General features: G+C 55.8%; 12 protein-coding genes. 4 read left to right on the top strand and 8 right to left on the bottom strand.

The features are described 5' to 3' along the window. Positions 1 to 9: 9 nt before the first annotated feature. The 8 genes from AC5S26_RS00315 to AC5S26_RS00280 form a co-directional block, all read right to left on the bottom strand. The gene (locus AC5S26_RS00315; protein WP_494182848.1) at positions 10 to 1,698 is read right to left on the bottom strand and encodes a sensor domain-containing diguanylate cyclase; all 1,689 of its coding nucleotides are present in this window, start codon (positions 1,696 to 1,698) and stop codon (positions 10 to 12) included. Positions 1,699 to 1,749: 51 nt separating this feature from the next. Then, entirely contained in the window at positions 1,750 to 6,264 is a 4,515-nt protein-coding gene (locus tag AC5S26_RS00310; RefSeq protein WP_494182847.1) for a cellulose synthase subunit BcsC-related outer membrane protein, read from the bottom strand. After that, a complete protein-coding gene (gene bcsZ / locus AC5S26_RS00305) occupies positions 6,252 to 7,376 on the bottom strand; it encodes a cellulose synthase complex periplasmic endoglucanase BcsZ (protein WP_494182846.1) in 1,125 nt (374 codons plus the stop codon). The genes AC5S26_RS00310 and bcsZ overlap by 13 nt, the downstream gene beginning before the upstream one ends. Beyond that, positions 7,373 to 11,740 (bottom strand): UDP-forming cellulose synthase catalytic subunit, encoded by a 4,368-nt coding sequence (bcsA, locus tag AC5S26_RS00300; protein ID WP_494182845.1) that lies wholly within the window; start codon positions 11,738 to 11,740, stop codon positions 7,373 to 7,375. The genes bcsZ and bcsA overlap by 4 nt, the downstream gene beginning before the upstream one ends. Then, the gene (locus tag AC5S26_RS00295; RefSeq protein WP_494182844.1) at positions 11,737 to 12,639 is read right to left on the bottom strand and encodes a nucleotide-binding protein; all 903 of its coding nucleotides are present in this window, start codon (positions 12,637 to 12,639) and stop codon (positions 11,737 to 11,739) included. The genes bcsA and AC5S26_RS00295 overlap by 4 nt, the downstream gene beginning before the upstream one ends. Before the next feature lie 645 nt (positions 12,640 to 13,284). Continuing rightward, positions 13,285 to 13,647, bottom strand: coding sequence for an STAS domain-containing protein (locus tag AC5S26_RS00290; protein ID WP_494182843.1), 363 nt, complete (start codon positions 13,645 to 13,647; stop codon positions 13,285 to 13,287). 1 nt (position 13,648) lies between these two features. Further along, positions 13,649 to 14,110: an ATP-binding protein gene (locus AC5S26_RS00285; RefSeq protein WP_494182842.1), complete on the bottom strand. Its 462-nt coding sequence runs from the start codon at positions 14,108 to 14,110 to the stop codon at positions 13,649 to 13,651. Positions 14,111 to 14,124: 14 nt separating this feature from the next. Then, complete coding sequence (locus AC5S26_RS00280) at positions 14,125 to 15,294, bottom strand: PP2C family protein-serine/threonine phosphatase (RefSeq protein ID WP_494182841.1); 1,170 nt, start codon at positions 15,292 to 15,294, stop codon at positions 14,125 to 14,127. Between the two features lie 178 nt (positions 15,295 to 15,472). On the opposite strand from AC5S26_RS00280, the gene AC5S26_RS00275 reads away from it, so the two are divergent. From AC5S26_RS00275 to AC5S26_RS00260, 4 genes are all read left to right on the top strand, one after another. Next, a complete protein-coding gene (locus tag AC5S26_RS00275) occupies positions 15,473 to 15,817 on the top strand; it encodes an STAS domain-containing protein (protein WP_494182840.1) in 345 nt (114 codons plus the stop codon). A 254-nt stretch (positions 15,818 to 16,071) separates the two neighbouring features. After that, positions 16,072 to 16,656 carry a PEP-CTERM sorting domain-containing protein gene (locus AC5S26_RS00270; RefSeq protein ID WP_494182839.1) on the top strand — a complete coding sequence of 195 codons (585 nt, stop codon included), beginning with the start codon at positions 16,072 to 16,074 and terminating at the stop codon, positions 16,654 to 16,656. A gap of 222 nt (positions 16,657 to 16,878) precedes the next feature. After that, positions 16,879 to 18,954, top strand: coding sequence for a PP2C family protein-serine/threonine phosphatase (locus tag AC5S26_RS00265; RefSeq protein WP_494182838.1), 2,076 nt, complete (start codon positions 16,879 to 16,881; stop codon positions 18,952 to 18,954). Positions 18,955 to 19,385: 431 nt separating this feature from the next. Beyond that, positions 19,386 to 19,616, top strand: coding sequence for a hypothetical protein (locus AC5S26_RS00260; RefSeq protein ID WP_494182837.1), 231 nt, complete (start codon positions 19,386 to 19,388; stop codon positions 19,614 to 19,616). The last annotated feature ends 197 nt before the right edge of the window (positions 19,617 to 19,813 follow it).

Here is a 19,813-nt window from a genome sequence, read left to right as displayed (position 1 = left end):
ACCCAGAACTTATGAGGAGAGGGTGGCAGCGTGGTCGACCATGACAACCTTGTTTCTTCCTTCACGTTTGGCGCGATAGAGAGCAGCATCAGAGTGGCGGAGTAGAAGTTCGGAGGTTTGACCATCCTGGGGGAAGATCGCCGCCCCGATAGAGATGGTAACGCTGCTGTACAGATCGTTATCGAGTTCAGTACGAAGATTCGCAACTGCCTTGCGGATCACCTCAGCTCGGTTAAGGGCGGCATCGGGAGTGATATCGGGCAGGATGATGGTGAACTCCTCGCCACCATACCGGCAGACCAGATCCTCTGTTCGTACGCAGTTGCTGAAGGTATGGGCGACCTCTTTGAGAACGGCGTCCCCGGCAGAGTGGCCGAACTGATCGTTCAATTTCTTGAAGTGATCGACGTCGATCATCAGGACAGCGAGAGATCCTTTACGTCGTGTGGCGCGCGCTAGCTCGCGTTCGAGGGCGATCTCGAGAAAGTGACGATTGAACAGACCGGTGAGGCCATCGCGAATGGACTGGTGCTCCAGCTTTTTTCGCATCTCGAGGGAAGCAAGTGCCATTGCGGTGAGCTGGACAAGTTGGCGAATGCCTTCGGTGCGGCTTTCAACGATCTCCCTGGCTGCTTCGTGGGGACAGCCGATGTAGAGGACTCCGATTGTGTCACCGTGAGCGACGAGGGGGACGCAGAGATAACAGCCAGGAGTGGACCCGATGAAGTGGCTGCAGTCGATCTGTGATGCTCCAGGAGCACGCCAACGAAGCTGCCCGGAACGCAAGCCGCAGCAGGTTTCGGGCGGGAAGATCTCGGCGATGCCGGGGCCGAGGTCGTTTGCACTCCAGCTGGATACGGTTTCGACCATATTTCGAGAACTGTTGATGATGCAGAGGGAACCGTTGGTGCCGGGGAGCAGCTCGGAGAAACGGAATGCTGCGGAGCGGTGGACCTGAAGAGCGTCGGTGCAGAGCTGCAGGTCATCGCGGGTAATCGACAGAAGCTGCACCTCGCGTGCATGGTTCTGGAGCGTCTGAACACTGTCACTAAGCTCTTGATTGGTCTTGGCTGCTACTTCGGCGATGCGACCGCGTTGAATGGCGTCGCGCAGCAGAAGGCCGAAAAGGACGATGAGGGTTGAGAAGCATATACCCGCCAGGGCGAACTCGGTAATGGTTGAGATTTGGGAGCGGTGTTGCGTAGCCTCATCTCTCTGTTTTAGTAGCCCCTGTTCCTGCAGTGCCATGAGAGAGAGTATCTGTTGGCAGTGCAAGACATGCGCATCGACATGCAGCAGGTCCGGAGGATTTGTGTTGAGATCGTGGACAAGCGCGGTAGAACAGCTATCCAGTTCGCTCAGGTTGGAGGCCTGGCTCGTGTTATCTGTAATGAGGTTTCGCAGACGAGTGACTCGAGTGCTAAGTTGTATCGCGTTCCGGCGTGAGTTGGAGAGCTGAATCTCATCCTGTGTTACCCGATAGAATCTACCGCCAGATTCAATACGCTGGGTCAGGTCGGAGGCACTTTGAATCGAGAGCAGGACCTCCTGGGTATGCTCGGCCCATCGGGCCGCAGAGATGAGGCTTTGCGTATTTCGAAAGAGAAAGAACGCGCTGCCTGCTAAAAACAGGACCGATCCCAGGGCAGCCAGCACGATCAGCTTGATAGCCGCGGTCGATTTGGTCGGTTTATCCATGTGGTGGTCTGCAGCCCTCGGAGTTTTCAAAATGATAAATGCGTTTTTACATCAGGGAATAAGAAGAGGCCTCAAACCGGTTCGCCGGTCAAGCCCGGTCGGCCCCATTATGGAATCCAGCGATTGGGGATGAGTGACGTAACGAAGGTAAAAGCCGACACGGCTGTTGACATAGTCGCGAGAGTTATCGACGGTAAAGAATCCGCCCACATGCCAGTGCTCCGTCATCAGGTAAGAGCCTTCCGCTTCCAAGTTGTAGTTGGCACCCACGTTGGTTTGTTCTGGCAGGTAGGGATTGTTGTTTGCGACCTGCATCCCGGGGTCGAGCGGATAGTAAGGCGCGGCATCTTCCTGGAAGGCCTGAAGCCCAATGGATCCAGCAGCGCGATAGTGGAGCCGAGTTCCATGGTGCCCTTCGAAGGTGAGAGGGATGTTGCTGAGCAGATAAGCTCCGGGAGAGAAGTAGCCTCCATTGCCATAGGTGAAGAGGCGTTGATTGTTGGCAAAGTGCATGCCGAAGAGGTTCATTCCGAGGGTCAGCTTGCCATACTCCGGCCTCTCCCAGGCTGACCAGTAAGCTCCAGCGTAACCGTCGATGCGGGTGTTGGAGCGAATGTTCCGGCCGGTGATGTACTGCCCCCCGCCAGCGATGTACCAGCCGGAGGAGGCATTCCCATGGTTAACCTGGATGGAGCCTGCGTTGGCGATGACTCCTCCCCAGATATTCCCATTGCTATTGAGGGAGCTAGAGCCGGGGTCACGGAGTCCGGCGTAGGAGAGTTGCGAGTCTTCGATGGGCTGGCGATCGAAGGTGACGGTGACGGGGCCAGCGTCCGGCTGGATCAGCAGGCGTCCGGTGACGTTTTCAACGAGGAAGCCATGCGGTGTGTAGCCGACGGCGGCTCCGAAGCTTCGAGTTCTGAGCTGCAATTCACCGCCGATTCCTGCGGAGGACTGGGCATTGGCGATGGCTCCGGAGGGAAGGGTTCCAAGCCGAAATGTCGCGTCGGAACTAGTAGCGCCGCCTTGTAGAAGAGTGGGATGGACAATAACGGAGAGTCGCGCTCCGTTGGCGATCATCGAAGACTGTTCGATATCGGCGGTGAAGATGGTGAGGCGGTCGTAGCCAGGTTGGCCGCTGTGGAAGCCTACCCAGGATCTTCCTCCCAGGTAGGGGCTCGACGCAGCCTGAATCGCATCGAGATGCTGCTCCATATCCTCACGAGGACTTAGCTGACGAGGCACTACGACTGCGGAGCCGGTGAGCGGAGGTAATGGCTCTGCAGGCGTGGGAGGAGGTGTGAGCACGGCGACAGATCGAGGGCTGTCGAGAGTATCGAGGCTCTGAGCCGCGCGCGGAGGGAGCCATGCATTCGAGCGCGGAGCAGGCGAGAGCGAGTTCGCAGGTAAGGGATCGGCGAGCGAGGGTAGACCGGTGGCGCGGCTGCTCGTGACGTTGGCAGAGGAGGTTGGCCGCGAACTATGCTGGCGCGTAGGGGCCTGTTCGATTGCATCGAGCGGGAGATCGCTATCGGAGTTATCGCTGCCGTACGTCGGATGGTTCGTCGATAGCGTGGATCGCCTGGCTTTATTGGTTGACTCGAGCGGCGGAAGCACGTCGTCGTTATCCGAAAGCGTGTCGGTTGATGGAGAGCCCCAGTCAGGGTTGTTTCGAGCTTCGCGGGAAGGTCTACGCTGATTTAGAGGAGGGAGAGAGGCCTTCGCTTCTGAAGGTAGATCAGCGAGATTGGATTGGCTCCCGCTGGAGGAGCGCGCAGGCCAGAGGGTCTGCCGGTCATCGGAATTCTCTCTTCCTGAAGAAAGATTTGAACCGGAAGTATTGCCCTGGGAGCTGAGCATACTGAACAGCTCCTGCGTGGCCGATAGCTGCGATGTGTTCGAAGAACGTGCTTGCGATGAGGTTAGCTCATCGATGGTGGGAGGACCGGCAGCCTGCAGGGCTGCGCGATAGTATGCCGCGGCGCGTCGTGAGTCGCCACGCTGCTGTTCGAATTCGCCCGCAAGCTGGAGGATCTGCGCATCGCGTCCGAACCGGTCAAGTGAGGTCTGAAGCCAGGCCTCGGCTTGCTTGCGGTTTCCTGCGGCGAGAGCGGCGCGGACGGCCGAGGCGCAGATGGCTTTATCGGCCTGCGAGATATCTTCGCGGGCATAGAGAAGCACGGCGTGTTTTGGATCGCCTGCCTCGACGTAGGTATCTGCGAGAGCATTATTGACGGAAGTATCGGACGGAAATGCACGCAGCGCTGTAGAGAGGATGAGCACCGCGGCTTGCGGCTTACCCTGCTGCCGGAATTGTGTCGCACGCTTAAGAGCCCAGCTGGTCCACAGGCGTGAAAGCTCTTCCTGTTGATCCGGGGTCAGGTCGTCTTCGCTGTTCAACTGTTGGATAACGTCTGACAGCCGTTTATTAGCGCCGGCCTGAAGGTAGAGCCAGCCTTCCTGAATCTGGACCGAAGCGGGAGGCGCGATGCCCTGTTCGCTGTAGATGTCGTTAACGCGATCGATAGCTTCGGCCGCGCGGCGACTGTTTCCCGAGGCACTGTAGACGGCAGCGGTGGCTTGCAGGTAGTCGGGATCATCCTGCAAAGAGGAGTTGATGTCCTCCGGCATCTGCTGGATCTGAAGGAGGGCCTCACGGTCATGACCCGTAACATGGAGTCCCTGGATATATCCGATCCATGCCTGCTTCGACTCTGGATGCTCATCTGCGATCCGCTGGTAGAGCTGGGCGGCGCGTTCCTGATTGCCACCTGCCATCTCAACGGAGGCGAGCTGAAGTTGCAGAGAGAGAGAGGGATGAATCCGAATTGCCCGCTGAAGGGTAGAGCGGGCCGCGTCGATTTGGGACTGCGATTGATAGATGCCCGCGAGCATTGATAGAAAATCGGTATCGTTCTGAGCCACGGATGAGACCGCGGAGGGCATCGCCTGGAAGGCGCGAAGCGCTTCGGCATCCCGTCCAGCCAGGTGTTCGGCAGTGACGACACCACGCCAGGCGTTGCTGTTCTCAGGATCGGTCGCGAGTACTCTTCGATAACTACGGACGGCGTTGTTGTAGCGTTTGGCCGCCATCATCAAAGAAGCGTACTGAAGCTGCTTCGAAGCAGAGGTTTCGCTTTCGTCGCTGGATTGGACCAGAGCAAGAGCGCGCTTGAGGATGCGATCGGACTGGGCCTGCTGACCGACGCTGGCGTAGTCGGTCGCAAGCGCTCCCAGGAACTCGACATCGGCCTCGAGTTTGGTCCGGAGCTCAGCTGGTGTGAGTTCGGCGGTCTTGACGGCGTCAGCTCGTTGACCAGCCTGCGACTGTGAGAGAAAGAGAGCTCGCCAGGCAGGGAGAGATCTGGCATCAAGCCGAACTGCGCGCTGCAGATACGGGATGGCATCCTTCGGGCGATTGGCGCGGAGAAGAGTTCCGCCAATTGCCGTAAGAGCATCGGGATTGTCAGGCTTCATTGCGAGCGCATTCCGATATTGCACGATAGCCGCATCGTTATCGTTTGCGTCCAGGGAAGACTGTGCCTTGCCCATCGTCTGCCAGAAGCGCGAGGTCTCCAGCGCCTGAGAGACATTCGGGTCCCGGTCACCTTCGGCGCGAGCACGTTCGAACTGTTGCACCGCCTGGTCGAAGTTTTGCTGGCGCATGCTGACGAACCCAAGCCCTGCATAGGCCTGACCATGTGTGGATTCGCGGGCGAGGGATGCGCGGAAGTGCTGCTCGGCAGAAGAGAGATTACCGCTGTTAAGGGCGCGGAACCCTGATGCCAGCTCCGAGGTGGCTGCGGCGGTGGGAGTTCGTGGTGCAGGCAACGGGGTTGCGGCGGCGATCACCGGAGGAGCAGCCTGGGCGCGCTGGTTCCACTGCGCGGCTTGCTTGAGAGCGGACTGCGCTGTGACATCCGATGGATAGCGCTGCAGGATGGTCATACCCTCCTGCCGAGTGGCAGCGTCGTAGGTGAGGACTCGTCCGAGGGTGAGGGAGTATCGCTCGTCGGCTGGGAACTGTTGCGCCAGTTTTCGGAGACCTTCGATAGCATGACCGCGATCAGAGGGTGTGGCGGCTTCGGTGTCGTAGTAGACGAGAGCGATCTGGCCAGCGGGCGGATTGTTGCCGTAGAGCTTGCGATAGATCTCCATTGCCTGGTTGTATTGACCTGCCTTGGAGAGCGCAGACGCCTGCTTAAGGAGGTCCGCATCTGCAGGCCGGGCCTTTGTCCCCTGCAGTTGGCCAATTTCGGTCGAGCTGGCTCCGAGCTTTTTCAACCGTTGGATATAACTTTCTGATTCCTGCTGATGTCCGAGCTGCGCTTCCACAGATGCGAGGCTGCGGAGAGCCTCCATATTGTTTGGTTCCGAGACAAGGACCTGCTTCCAGGTCGAGGCTGCAATATCGAGATGGCCGCTCTGAGCCTGGGTTTTGGCACGGTCGAGGAGGATCCGAATGGCAGGCGAGTCCGCAGCCCAGGCCGTCGCGGGAGGAAGGATCATTGTGCAGGCTGAGACGAGCAATACCCTGCCGAACATCTGTGGGCTTATCTTCGCCATGAGACCTCTAAATCTCCGTTGCTCTGAATGCGATATCGATGTTCTGTGTAACCAAGGGCAAACATGGCTAGATTCTGATCGTAGTAGCGAGGGGGGGTTCCGTAGAGACCTGTACGCGGCGTCCACGCTGATGTCAGCCGCTTCTCCTGCAAGCGAGCGGCATCGGGCTCCTGCGCGGCTTCAAGAAAAGGAATCAGCGCTGCAGAGAAGGAGATAGGGCCGGTGCCGTGAACGGCGGGCGATCCCTCGCCTGCAAATTCAGGAGGAACGGAATGGGATTTCATGTACGAGGCCATTCCGTAGAGGCTCTTCAGAATAGAATTGCGGCCAGGAATCGTTGAGGGTGTGAGCCCTGCCCAAAGATAGACGCGGATCGCGTCGTAGCTTCCGACGGTCTGTGATTCGCCTGAATCAAGCGCGGCAGTTGGACTGATGGTTCCATCGGATTCCACCCTGAGCCAGTCGGTTGCGAAACCCTGCACCGTTGCCTTTTGAATCAGCGTAGGTAGCGATGCCGCCATAGCCTTCCATGGTCCCTGCGGCTGTGCCTTAGCTGCGGCCTCGAAGAGAAACGGCGGCATATAGCTCGCGTTCGTGACGATGGCATCGTCGTGTTCGAACCCATCGTGAGCAGGAAGCAGGATGGGGAAGGCGTGATTACGCGAGACCTCCCTAGATGCGATCTGCTTGAGTAGGGCGTCGCCGGCCATGGTGTACTCGTGACGCTTCCAGAGATGTCCGGCTTGAATCAGGTCGTAAGCAATCCATAGATCGGCGTCGCTAGCGGAGTTGAGGTCCTTCACTCCCAACGTTCCATCGGGTTTGCGACCCCAGCTCCATGCTGGAAGGTTGTTCTGCAGATCGCCGTTGGCCAGATTGCTCACCGTCCAGCGATAGAGCAGATCGAAGCTGGAAGAATCGTTCGCAACCAGAGCAAAGAACATCGCATAGCTCTGTCCCTCGGAGGTGGTCAGGTTGTCGCGGTCATAATCGACGACGCGGCCGTCTTTTTGGATGAAGTGGTCCTGGTATTGCGTCCAAAGCGGCCACGCAGGCTGAGGAGGAGGTGGAGGAAGAACTCCCAGAAGCACCATGGCAAGGAGGATCTTCATGCCATATCTCCGCGAAGTCTTGCTTCTGCCCGATCCTTCAGGCGGGCGTGTACCCAAGGTGCGCACAACATTCCTACAATGAAGGGAAAGAGTACGCCGATCCACGGAGCCTGATGCATCCGGGCGCGGAGCCGGGCGATCGCGGTGATGCGACCTACGTAATAGACTGTCGGATCGATAGAAAACGAATCGAACTCCGCTCCGTGCTGAATCGAGACGTTGCCGTTGATCTGTCTTGAGGAAGAGACATCGAGGAATTCGGGAAACGTATCTGAGGAACCCTTTCCAAGGACGACCATCACTACCGACCGATTTCGCCCGGAAGGAGACTTCGTCATCTCGATGACGGAATCGAAGGGACCGCTCAAACTGCGATCGAGTTTCGATTCCTCCTCAGTTCCCTGTAGATCGGAGAAGGATTCCGGATCAAAGCGAGAGATCCTCGTCCAGAGAGTCTTGAGCAAAGAAAGCGTAGTATCGACGCGATGAGAGAGGCCGCCTTCTTCGATCGAGATCGGTAGAGCTGCGGTGACCGCTGGAGTGGTGGGAATGTCATTCTCGGTCCCGATCACCAGAAGATCTTTATCCTGGTCGAAGCTCTTCGCATTCCCAACCTCGAATCGGGTGGCGGGATATCCGGTCTGCGCGCCGAAGTAGGCAAGCAGGTCGAGCATGGTTGTGATCTCGCGAGCAGAAGGATGCTCGGGCAGCACCACAATGGTGCGCGAGAGACCGGCAAAACGCGTGAAAGGAAAGCCCGCGTTGGCGAAAAGCTCAAGATCCGGCATCGCGGTCCAGTGAGGAAATTCATGGAGGTCCAGGTTCGACGAGGGCAGGATTGTGCCGGACGCATTGGATGGTGGAAGGGCGGCGCAGAGATCACGACGGTCTTTGTTGGCAAAGATGAATTGAAACTGCAGCGTGTTCGCAAAGGGACGAAGATAACCGACCGGCACCGGGATCTCAGTGCTCTGGACTGCGTTGGCGCTAACCTTGTGTGAGAGCGGAAGATACGTCACCTGCGATCCGTTGGCGACGACTCTCATGTATGCACTTTGCGACGGGGAGAGATGAGTGGTGCTGTACTGCAGATGAAGCTTCACCGAATCCTGATCTCCGAAGTAGAGATCGGGAGGAATTCGTACGTAAGAGATGATCGGCTGTGAGCCGTCCGTGCTGAGCTCGTTGGTCTGGGTGTAACTCCACAAGGACGAAGGCTTTGTGGTCTGAACCCAACGCGGAGAATCGCCGACGTGACGCGCCGGCGGTAATGGAGCTGGAACGACATCGGCTATATCGCCGCTAAACTTCTTGCCGATTGAGAGAGTCTGGGCAACAGCAAGAACCTGATCGTCACTGTCCGCGCTCACGATAAGAACCCTGCTGAGGTGATCGACCGGGTTCTCGATCATTTGCAGATGCGCCCCTTGAGGATGCTGACCAAGTGTGGCTAGCAGGGGCGAGTCGCTACGAGCGAGCACCACGACGTTACCGGGAGGCAGAGAGCCGAGAGCAACAGGAAAAGTGAGGTGATGAGAGTTGGCCTGGACGCCAAACCAGGAGGCAAGTGCTCCAGCAGCCTTCAGCAGCGTTGCCGATGGAGAGGAGTCGATCGCAAATTGGATCGGAGTAGAGGATATGGTCTGGTCCTTCTCGTAGAACGGAGCCGGAAGCGCCGAAAGATCATTCGACATCGGCAGCAAAACCCCGCCGATCTCGAAGGTGGAGCTCTGGTCGATCCTGGCCCACAATCGCTCGTCTGTCGGATCTTCGCACTTTGCAACGTAGTGGCCACGAAGATGAATCTCGAGCGTATTCTGCGAGGCGATGAGATCCGCCGGGACGGGGATATCAGCTGTCAGGTCGGATGCGCCGGACTTTGCGGCATCGGGTGGCATCACCAGATTGTTGAGAGTGGTGTCGTTGAAGGAGACCGTCAACAGGCTTCTCTCGGGAATCATCTCGGGAGAGAAGTGATAGCGCAGATGCAGTATGCCGTTTTGCGCAACCTGTGATGCGCTGAGAACAAATGACGTCCTGGCGGAGGCATCCCAGCCCCGTAGCGAGATGCCGTTGTTGTATCCGGCGTCGGCAAGCGAGATGGTGCTGTGGAAGGTGTGCGAGGGAATCGGCTGCGGAATGCGTTGCGCGTGGAGCCTGGGCGAGGCGAGCGGCAGAAGGCACAATAGGAGGGCAGCCGCGATCTCGGCTTCCCGGTTTACCAACTTCTCCTTGCGGCTGGGGAGGAAACCTGTGAAGGAATAACGGACGCCGCGAAGCGAGAGCCGGATAATAGCACCGAGGCTTTTTAGTGGGCGGTCTCGAGGATGATCTTCGGTGAGCCAGGAATCCGCACCCGAATAAAGGACCAAGGTGAGTGCCTCTTCCTGTTCGAGCGTCAGCTGCCTGTACTGAAACCGCAGGCTGGTGCCGTTATTGCTGACAATCTTGGCGGGGAGCACGACCGCATTGTCGCCCGTATAGATGATGTCGATCAGGGCACCCTGCTCGAGCAGGGTGCCCTGATCAAGGCCGATGGCTCCGCCTCCCAGGGAGAGATCAGAGGAGATTCCCGAGATTGTCGCTCCGCTTAGTGTGCGGATGGAAACGATCATCTTACGGTTAAGGCGCACACTGCCTCTCCGCTGCTGAGCCTCCACCGCAACGGCATTGGCCGTGCCGAGGATGACACAGTTGAAGATGATCCAGAAGACGTTCATTAAGACAGCGCCCTTGTGGTCGGCGTTAAGAACGAAGAATCTCCAGGGGGCCATCGCAAGACCGAGATAGTTAAGCAAAAGCAGAACGCCGTAGGGGCGGGCGATGGTCTTATCGAAGTATCGATCCTTAACGACTCCGCCTTTGGCGGTCACGTTGAATTTGCCCAGCTTGGGGTTGACTAGAGCCAGTAGCGTCGGACCCAGGATGTATGGGGCGAGTACAGTTTCGTAGATCTCGTTCCAGAACGAATAGCGATATTTTCCCTGAAGACGCGAGTTCGTCAGGGTAGAAAGAACGAGGTGAGGGATGGCATACGCGGCGATCGTGATCCACAGGCCCGGGATGTTGCGCAGGCCGAAGAGCATGTAGATCAGCGGCGCGGTAAGAAAGATGAGTCGCGGCAGAGCATAAAGGAAATGCACCATCGCGTTGAAGTAGCAGAGCCGTTGGGCGAGCTTGAGTCCTCGCGCGAACAGGGGGTTATCTGTACGCAAGATCTGGATCATTCCCCGTGCCCAGCGGATGCGCTGGCCCACATGAGCCGAGAGGCTCTCGGTGGCCAGCCCCGCAGCCTGAGGCCGGTTGATATAGGCGGTATTCCATCCGCGCAGCTGCATACGCAGGGAGGTATGTGCGTCTTCGGTTACCGTCTCGACGGCGATCCCACCAATCTCATCAAGGGCTGACCGGCGAAGGATGGCGCAAGAGCCACAGAAGAAGGTGGCGTTCCAGAGATCGTTGCCATCCTGCAAGAGGCCATAGAACAGCTCGCCCTCGTTGGGGACGGTTTTGTAGCTTCCGAGGTTCCGTTCAAACGGATCCGGGGAGTAAAAGTGATGCGGCGTCTGCAGCATGCCGAGCTTCTTGTCTCTCAGAAACCACCCGGCGGTAACCTGGAGAAAGCTTCTTGTCGGCACGTGGTCGCAATCGAAGATGGCGACCAGGGGAGAGGTCATACGCTTCAAGGCGCTGTTGATGTTGCCTGCCTTGGCATGCTGATTGTCGGGTCGTATGACATAGCCGATGTCAATCTTTTCGCAGAAGTCACGAAACTCTTGCCGGCGACCGTCGTCGAGGAGATAGACGTGCAGCTTATCGCTGGGATAATCGATGTTGATGGATGCGAGAGCTGTCGAACGAACGACGGAAAGAGGTTCGTTGTAGGTGGGAATCAGAAGATCTACGTCAGGCCACTCGTCGATTTCATCTGGAAGAGGTGCCGGTGGCCGACGTAGCGGATAGATCATCTGGATGAAGCCGAGCAGAAGGATCGAGAAGGCATACATTTCGGCGGCTAGCAGCAGAAATGTGAAGAACAGCTCAAGAATGCGCAAGTTGCTGCTGGGGTCGGTTACAGCCTCATAGACCTGGGTGACGCGCCAGACGGCGTACCGGCAGGTGGTCAGCATCGACGCGACGATGAGCATGAGGGTCGTCACGTAAGCCTGGGAAAAGGTGTAGAGTGCAAGGCCGATAAGGAGAGTCAGCGAACCGACGATGGCCTGTTGTTTCCAGTCAAACCGTAGAGTAACGCACTGGTAGGCAAGCACGGCGACGATAATGTAAAGAATGGTTCGTCCAGTCCGTCCTGCAATACTGTCGTTGGCTCCGAGGTGACCCCACAGCTCACGAGCCTTTTTCATCTCTCGTTCCATCTCCGTTGAGTTTTGGTATTCGCAGCAGGTTTGGGAATCTCAAGCCACTGCGCGATTTCGCTGCATACCAACGTAGCCTGCGATTTTGGAGCGAAGAAGGGCAGCACGACGCCCTCGGAGAGAGACTCTTGGATCTCCACCTGCCGGTAGATGGGTTTTTTGAAGATCTGATGATCGAGTAGCTGGTTCAAGTTGGCGTAGACGGTCTTCGCGACTGGAGATTCATCCATCTGATTGACCACATACAAAACCCGCTCGGGAGGATTAGGAAGCGTGCTGAGCATATCTTTTACCGCTTCGGCATATCTCACGGCCGAAGGGTCCGGAATGAGAGGTATGAGCAGAATTTGGCACTCGGCGAGACAGGTCACAAGCTCCTGTCCGGAGACTCCACTGAGATCGAACAAGATATAGTCAGCGGGATCGGTTCTCAGGTAGTTGTTCATCTCGGGGATTGGCAGATTATTGGGCTCGCGGCCAAGTATGCGAACTGGGAGATCCTTTCCCTCGGGGGGGAAAAATGAACGCATTCCAGGGCGGGTCGTTGTCGCTCCATAGTGAAAGGCGAGCGTGGGCCATGGAGCAGCATCGACCAACAGAACCCTTTTGTTGTGTTGCCACAGGATGCTACCGAGGCTGGCGACGAGCGTGCTTTTGCCTGAACCCCCCATGGGGGAGAAGATTCCAATCCGGACCTGCTCCGGACGTGACGAATCTGCGGCGGCAATCTCGAATTGTTCCGGAGGTTTAGGAGTTCGGTGACGGCCAAAGGTCCTGTAAGACGATTTGTCCAGACGAAAGCTGGAAAACAGTGCGTTTACATCGCGATTTGATTCCGGATCTTCAGATTTCGTAATTGGCGGATCAGGCTGATTTGGTCTTGACATGTTACCTCCCCGTATACGTGAGGTATCCCGAACGGGCTGGGTCACACGAATTTAGTTACTAAAGATAGCACAAGTAACTATCGGTAAAAATCACATGAAAGTTGGAGAGATGGATCGCTTTTAAAAGTCTTACGCGCACGCGATTACTCCATCGAAGCGGACGGAACAGTCGAAGATGGCGGGCACACCTTAAGTTAAGGCGAGGGGTAAATGAAATGTTTGCTTTTTGACTCCTACTTACTTAAGACCTTGGCATTTCGTTTACTAACCCTAAATGAACATGGTCATTGCAGATCCAATTTCCAAGCTGCCCACAAATCTGCGCGTGTATAGAGACTTCAGGGTAGAACTCCAAATTCTCGACACGGAGACATCAATTACATCTTTATATCGGACTATATTTGTCGTAGTTGGTTGGATCCACACCAGTACTGAAAAATAAGAAGACCTATGCGGTTGTCTTTTGGCGAAGCTCCACGAAGGCTCTGAGATCGATAGCCCGAAGGCTGAGATCAACTGGCAGCTTAAAACGTCAACAGCAACTCCGGAACGATTACGTCTGCACCAATAGCACGCGGGTCCAACTCGGCGCAAATTTCCGCTACTGAGCCCAAGAAGCAGCACCAACGATTGATGAATACTTCTTCAGGACGAGAATGCGGCGCAGGCTGTCTTTTCATCGGGGTAGATGGTTGTGTATTTGGTAATGCCGACCATGGTGAAGACCTTCTGGAAGTGGGGCTTGAGGCCGAACGTCTGTATGATCTGACCGGTTTTGCTCGCGGCAATCAGCATCTGGATCACGAGAGCGATACCGCTCGAGTTGAGATAGTCCACGTCGGAGAAGTCGAGAAGGATACGCTTTGTCGTATTGGAGATTCCCTGATAGGTTCCAAGAACGGCAGCCTGGGATGCGCTGGTAATGTCACCTGCGAAACGAAGCACGGTGATCGGAGTCTCCCCGCATCTGATCTCTTCCATCTTCACCTGCGTCATTTTCTCCTGCATATCATTTCTCCTGCGCTTTTGAGTTATTGTTTGCCGGATGCAGGCGAATGATCATACGAGCATAGCTTCCTCGATGGGGCGAGCTGACCCACTCCACCTCGTCGACAAGGGACTCGATCAAAAACATTCCCATGCCGCGCGCCGTTTCCTCTTCGTGCATCTTCTTATCGATGTCAGGCCGGACAGCGTGCTCTTTGGGCCCATCGCCTGTATCTACAACTTTGACTTCCAGCGAATTGGCATCCATGGAAAGGATGACACTGACACACAGTGTCTCATCGAGCTTGTTGCCATGTTCCATGGCGTTGATACAGGCCTCGGAAATAGCTGTCTTAAGATCCTCGATACGGTCAGCTCCGAAGCCCATCAGATGAGCGACGCTCGCGGCGGTATCCATGGCGACCTTTTCAAAACCGAGTCGTGACGGAAGCCTGAGTTCAATACTGCTTCTATGCTCATCCATCCGGTGTCTCTCCACTATCGGTCTCGGAATAATACGAGCGCAGTCATGTCATCGGATTGCTCTCGGCCATCAGAGAATGCTTCCAAAGTTTTCCAGAGGGATTCCAGGCTCTGTTCGGGGGACGGTTCGGAGCCGGATAGAAACGCGTCCAACAGACGAGCCTCGCCGAACTCTTCCTCTCCGCAGAAGACCTCTGTCATGCCGTCAGTGTAGACCAAAAGCCTGGTTCCGGGACGAAATGGGAATTCTTCAGAGACATAGCTAGAGAAGGGCAGCATACCGATAGGTGTGCCCGAGGCAGAGATCTTGCGCACGGTTCCATCGCCTGCGATGAGGAAAGCGGGATTATGTCCCGCATTGACGGTCTCAAGAGTATGCGCTGCCGGGTCGAGTCGCAACATCATGACGGTGACGTAACGGCGCTGAGCCTCCATCCCTTCACCATAATGAAGCAGGTTCATGCGGGTGGCGATTTCGTAGAGGCTGAGGCCGGCATGGACCATGGCCCGAAAGGCAGAGCGAAACGAGGTTCCCACGAGGGCTGAGGCAAGTCCTTTGCCAGCAACGTCCCCTACTACGATGATGATCTCTCCAGAAGGCATGGCCATGATGTCGAGGTAATCTCCCCCGACCTCATAGCAGGTGATAGAACGGGCTGCCAGATGATAGCCAGGGATCATCGGCATCTGTTGCGGAACGAGGCTAAGTTGAACCTGGCGGGCTGCAGCAAGATCGCTTTCCACGCGTTGCCATTGAAGGGCGCGTTTGTGGAAGCTGGCGTTTTCGATGGCCACCGCTGCCTGGACACAGAGCGATTCGAGAAAGTCCAACTCATCAAGGTCGAGCGTGCGACCGACGGGTATCAGTACGACGAGCTCGGTAAACCGTGTGCCCTTTTTGTCGCGAAGGGGAAGCCTCATCACCGGGCCGCAGGAGGGCTCGACATTTAATACGAGAGCGCCGGATGCAACCGCCTCCTGCAGTGCAAGGGGAATGTCGCCGTATGTCTGGGGCCACGTGGAGAAGAACGCACCGGTGAGTTCGAGCTCCCGAACGACAATCTGAAGCGCGATATGGAGGACTTCGTCGAGCTCAATGGTCGAATGAAGTTGCCGGCTGGCTTCCAGAAGAGCCTGCAGACGAATGACTTGTTGTTGAGCCAGAAGCGCTTCACTTATCTCCATCGTGCGTTTTCCCGAGCTAAAGATGTGTGCATGAGTATATGCCGAAAATTCAGACCTTCACCTATGTATATGGGGTGCAGATAAAATCTGCTTCGATCTGACGCTCTCTTGTGTTTACAAGGCGATTCACCTAACTTTCATAGGTCGTCGTCCACTAGTGAGGTCTATACTCCCCGATATGCCCGAACAGGAACTGTCATACAGCATTGCGAGTGGTGCTAAAGAAGATACAGTCATTTTGCACCTTACGGGCCCCTTCACGCTGACCAATATGTTTCAGCTTCAAAGCGAGCTTCGAAGCCTCAAACCAGCATGTCTCATTATGGATATTGCCGGAGTGCCCTATATGGACTCTGCCGGTCTCGGTGTGATTATGAACTATTACGTCTCGGCACAGAACAACGGCCGCAGGTTCTATGTGTGTGGAATGAACGAACGAGTGAGGGCGCTGCTGGAGATGACGAAGGTCGATTCGGTGCTGCATCTTCGTGATTCGGTGGAAGCGGCCGAAGCTGAGGTCTAATACACCGGATTCCGGTGATTCGGGCTGAGCATACCCTGCGTTCGCGAACGAATTTCCTCTGGCCGAGTGCAATTTAATGCATGGTGCCTTATGGCAATGAGTGAAACAGGCCGAATCTATCATTTTATTTCGGCATAGAACGTGCACGCATTTGTTTGTTCATCCATTTCCAATTGGGCTCCTCTTTCTGTTGTGCGATTTAGTGCAATTGCTTTTCATTTAAGTCCCCCTTCTCAAGGAGAATTCGAATGCGAATGATGCGTTGTCTGTTTGCCATCGCTTTGGCCTGCGGAGTAATCGGATCTGCTAAAGCGGATGATTTTCGTATGGTTGTACTTGATCCGCCCCCAGCCAGCTTCCCCACATTTCCGATCTTTGATTCACCGTTTACATTCACCTTTGCACCATGCGCGGTGGGACAGCTGCCTACGGGGACCCTGGGGACGTATGACGGATGCTTCTCTGGCGTCAATCGAACGGGCCAGGACTGGACGAGCCTGACCATGAACTTCAGCAATAACAGCGCACTCTCCAATGCTGCTCCAGCGAATTGCAGTCTGGATGGTGGTGGTCTGGATATCTTTGCGGCTCCCGGAGAAGGCAGTTGCGACCTTCAGAGCAATCAGCAGTATCTTCTGATTTTCAACGGCGGCATTCTTACGAACAATGAGAACTTCGTCATAGCAGAACAGGGCGTTGATCCGAACGATTTCCCCGAGGTGACCGCGTCATTTACGACGGCTTCTGCGGTTCCTGAACCGGAATCGCTCTGGCTTTTCTCCACGGGTATCGTGTTGGCCGGATCGTTCCTCAGCAAACGCCGCGTTTCTCAGTCTTAGGCAAGCTCTGTAACTTGCGCTGTAGAGTGATTTCGTGCCCGGAGGAAGGCGTGACCGCCCCGCAGGTTAGCCTTCTCCTCTGTACTTTAACCGGGTTTCCGGCAGCTTTACTGACGCAAGGCACGGTGCAGCCTTGCTCATGCATAGGCGGGCGGGCATAGCAGAAGCAGCATGTCGTATATTGTTCAGCATTCGCGACGTGAGATCGCAGAAAGCGCTTCTATGCTCCGTATTGCACGAATCCTCATGCAGTCCTTTCTACCGGTGGTCCTGTGCGGTTCACTCTGGGCTCAGGACGCTGTGAGCAAGGTCACACCGGCCTCCCCGCAGGTTGTTGAGATCAATCTGGGAGAATCCTCAGCGGAGCTGGCGGGGCCGTGGAAGTTTCGTACCGGCGATGATCTGGTATGGGCGCATACGGACTACGATGACTCCGCCTGGGGCACGATGGATTTGTCGCCTCCCGAAGGCTCTGTCGATACGAGTTTGGGGATCAGTGGATATATTCCAGGCTGGACAGTTCGCGGATATCCACATTACACCGGGTTCGCCTGGTACAGGTTGAAGGTGGAGGTAAACGGCGCCGACCGCAGGCTTGCTCTTAAGATGCCTGCGGCCGCCGACGATGCTTACCAGGTCTTTGTGAACGGGACCCAGATCGGAGAGTTTGGGAAGTTTAGAGAACACAGGGTAGCGGCATATAGCAGTCTGCCACTGTCGTTTCCTTTGCAGAAGTCGGTCCGCGACGGCGTGGTCACGATCGCAATCCGCATGTGGATGGACAGCGCCACTCCGTTCAATAGTCCGGATGCCGGTGGTCTCCACGGACCTCCCGTACTGGGATATGCCTCGGTCATCGGGGCTCTGGTCCGACTGGATTACGACGACATAGCCCATGACCTCGGTGCGGGTTTTCTGGAGATGCTGATCCTGATCATGGCCTTGGTGATGGCGATTGCTCTGTTCTGCCTGGATCGCCAGGAAAAGGCTTATCTCTGGCTCGCCCTGGTCTGTCTGGCAACCCTGTTGGGAAACTGCATCGTGGTTGCTGCCAATTTTGTTCCGCTTATCCCGCAAACTTTGGGAGTCCTTCTGGCTGACGTGGTCTTGTCGCCCATGCGAATAGGTCTTTGGGTGTTGTTCTGGGGTTATTGGTTTCGGATACGGAGGATGAAACGTCTGCACCAGCTGGTATGGCCCCTGGTTGCGATCCTGATGCTGGGAACGGCGATGTTACGCCCTCCGCTATATGGCCAGTTGATTCCGGTTCACTTCGCCAGTTCAATTCTTCCTTTGTTGCTGGTGGTCAAGTTGGGGCTGGGCCTGTTGTTGTGCGCCGTCGCTTATCGTGGATTCGTTCGCCAGCGGACAGAAGGTTGGATGGCTGCATTCGCTGTGTTGCTCGTGGTGATCTCAAACTACCAGCGTGAGCTTCGTCTCCTCCATATCAGGACGATCTTCCCATTCATGGGCTTCAGTATCTCGCTTGGAACCATATCGACGGTTCTATCGCTTCTGGTGATTACGGTAATGCTGTTGCGAAGGTTCGTCATGTCGCAACGGTTGAAAGAACAGTGGAAGATCGAGATTCAGCAGGCTCGTCATATTCAAGAGTTGCTGATTCCAAAGAAAGTTCCGACGGTTCGCGGACTGCTGATTCAGAGCGAGTATCGTCCTATGCGTGAAGTAGGCGGGGATTTCTTTCAGGTTCTGCCAGCAGACACCCCAGATAGCGTGCTGGTCGTTGTCGGCGATGTCACCGGTAAAGGGCTTCAGGCGGGAATGCTCGTTGCGCTGATCGTAGGTGCCATTCAATCCGCTGCGCAACATAGCTCTGATCCGGCAGAGATTCTCAACGAAGTCAATAAACAACTTTGCGATCATCAAGAGGCGAGCGCTACCTGCCTGATCATGCGAATCGACTCGAATGGGAAGGTCTTGCTGGCAAATGCTGGCCATTTGCCTCCCTACCTCAATGGCAGTGAGATGAGCATGGAGGGTGCCCTGCCGATCGGGATTGTCTCGGGTTCGGATCTATCGATTACGTCGTTCGAGTTGAAACAGAGCGATTCGTTGATCGTGATGTCGGACGGTGTCGTCGAGGCTCAGAATGCTAAAGGAGTGCTGTTCGGTTTCGAACGAACGAACGAACTTCTCCTTCGGCATGCAACTCCTAAAGAGATAGCGGAGGAGGCTCAGATGTTTGGCCAGGAGGATGACATTCTGATCCTCGAGGTGCGACGGGATCTGGCTCAGGTTCTTCAGGTACAAGTGGAGCCGCAGCTCGCAACAAGTTAGCAATGATGATTGTGGTGATGGCATACATCGCGCCATTTACGGCGTACCGCAGTGGAATCCGATAGATGCTCCGGGAAACGAAGGGATGCTGCCGAGTTTTTCTTCGGATGGGAGATGGTTGGCGTTCTCTTCAAATCCGGGACGGACGGAGATTTATGTGATGGATTTTCCCAGTGGTTCGCAACGAGTGCGGATTTCGGCGAGTGGAGGGTTCAAGCCAAGGTGGCGACGCGATGGTAAAGAGTTGTTTTATGTTGCCGCTGACGGGAGCATGATGCACATCTCCCGATAAAGTGGCCTATTACATGAGTTATCGTCCCGACAGACCGAAGACGAAACGCTAGGGCGCTGCACTTCACGATAGATGCTAGACTTGTCGCGGGCCAATCCTTCAGCTGAACTATAGATCTCCCCCGAAGGAGTACCACCTCATGGGCACTCTCTATCGCAGAAAATATCTAGTCCTGCGGCACTGGCTGTTTCAAAAATCCCAGACAGATTTCGCTCGATTCAAGTCCGCCGAAGAAGGGCTAAATGGCGACCTACGTCCTACAGATTCTTTTTTCTTTAGGATAAAGGCTCAAATTGGCACTCACAGCCAGTATCAATATCGCGACAAGCATGTTTCTCAAAACATAAACGCCCATGGCACGGCTTCTTGAGGGTGATTCGGCAGCCATTTGTTGGCGCTTTCTTTTGCGTAATTGCGTTCTTCTGATAGGCAGTATACGCACCGCCTTTGCCAGCGCTGCGGGAATTGCTGTGTTCTTAGGAGAGCGACATCTGTCTCCCTTTCGTTGTTGATCCGACCATCAGCTCACGCCACCCTCTGACAGCTCGTCTACACTATCAATGCGAC

It is taken from the genome of Edaphobacter sp. FHG110511_03 (assembly GCF_059115365.1).
Note: the sequence above shows the minus strand (reverse complement) of the source record. Positions and strands in the feature narration are given on the sequence as shown.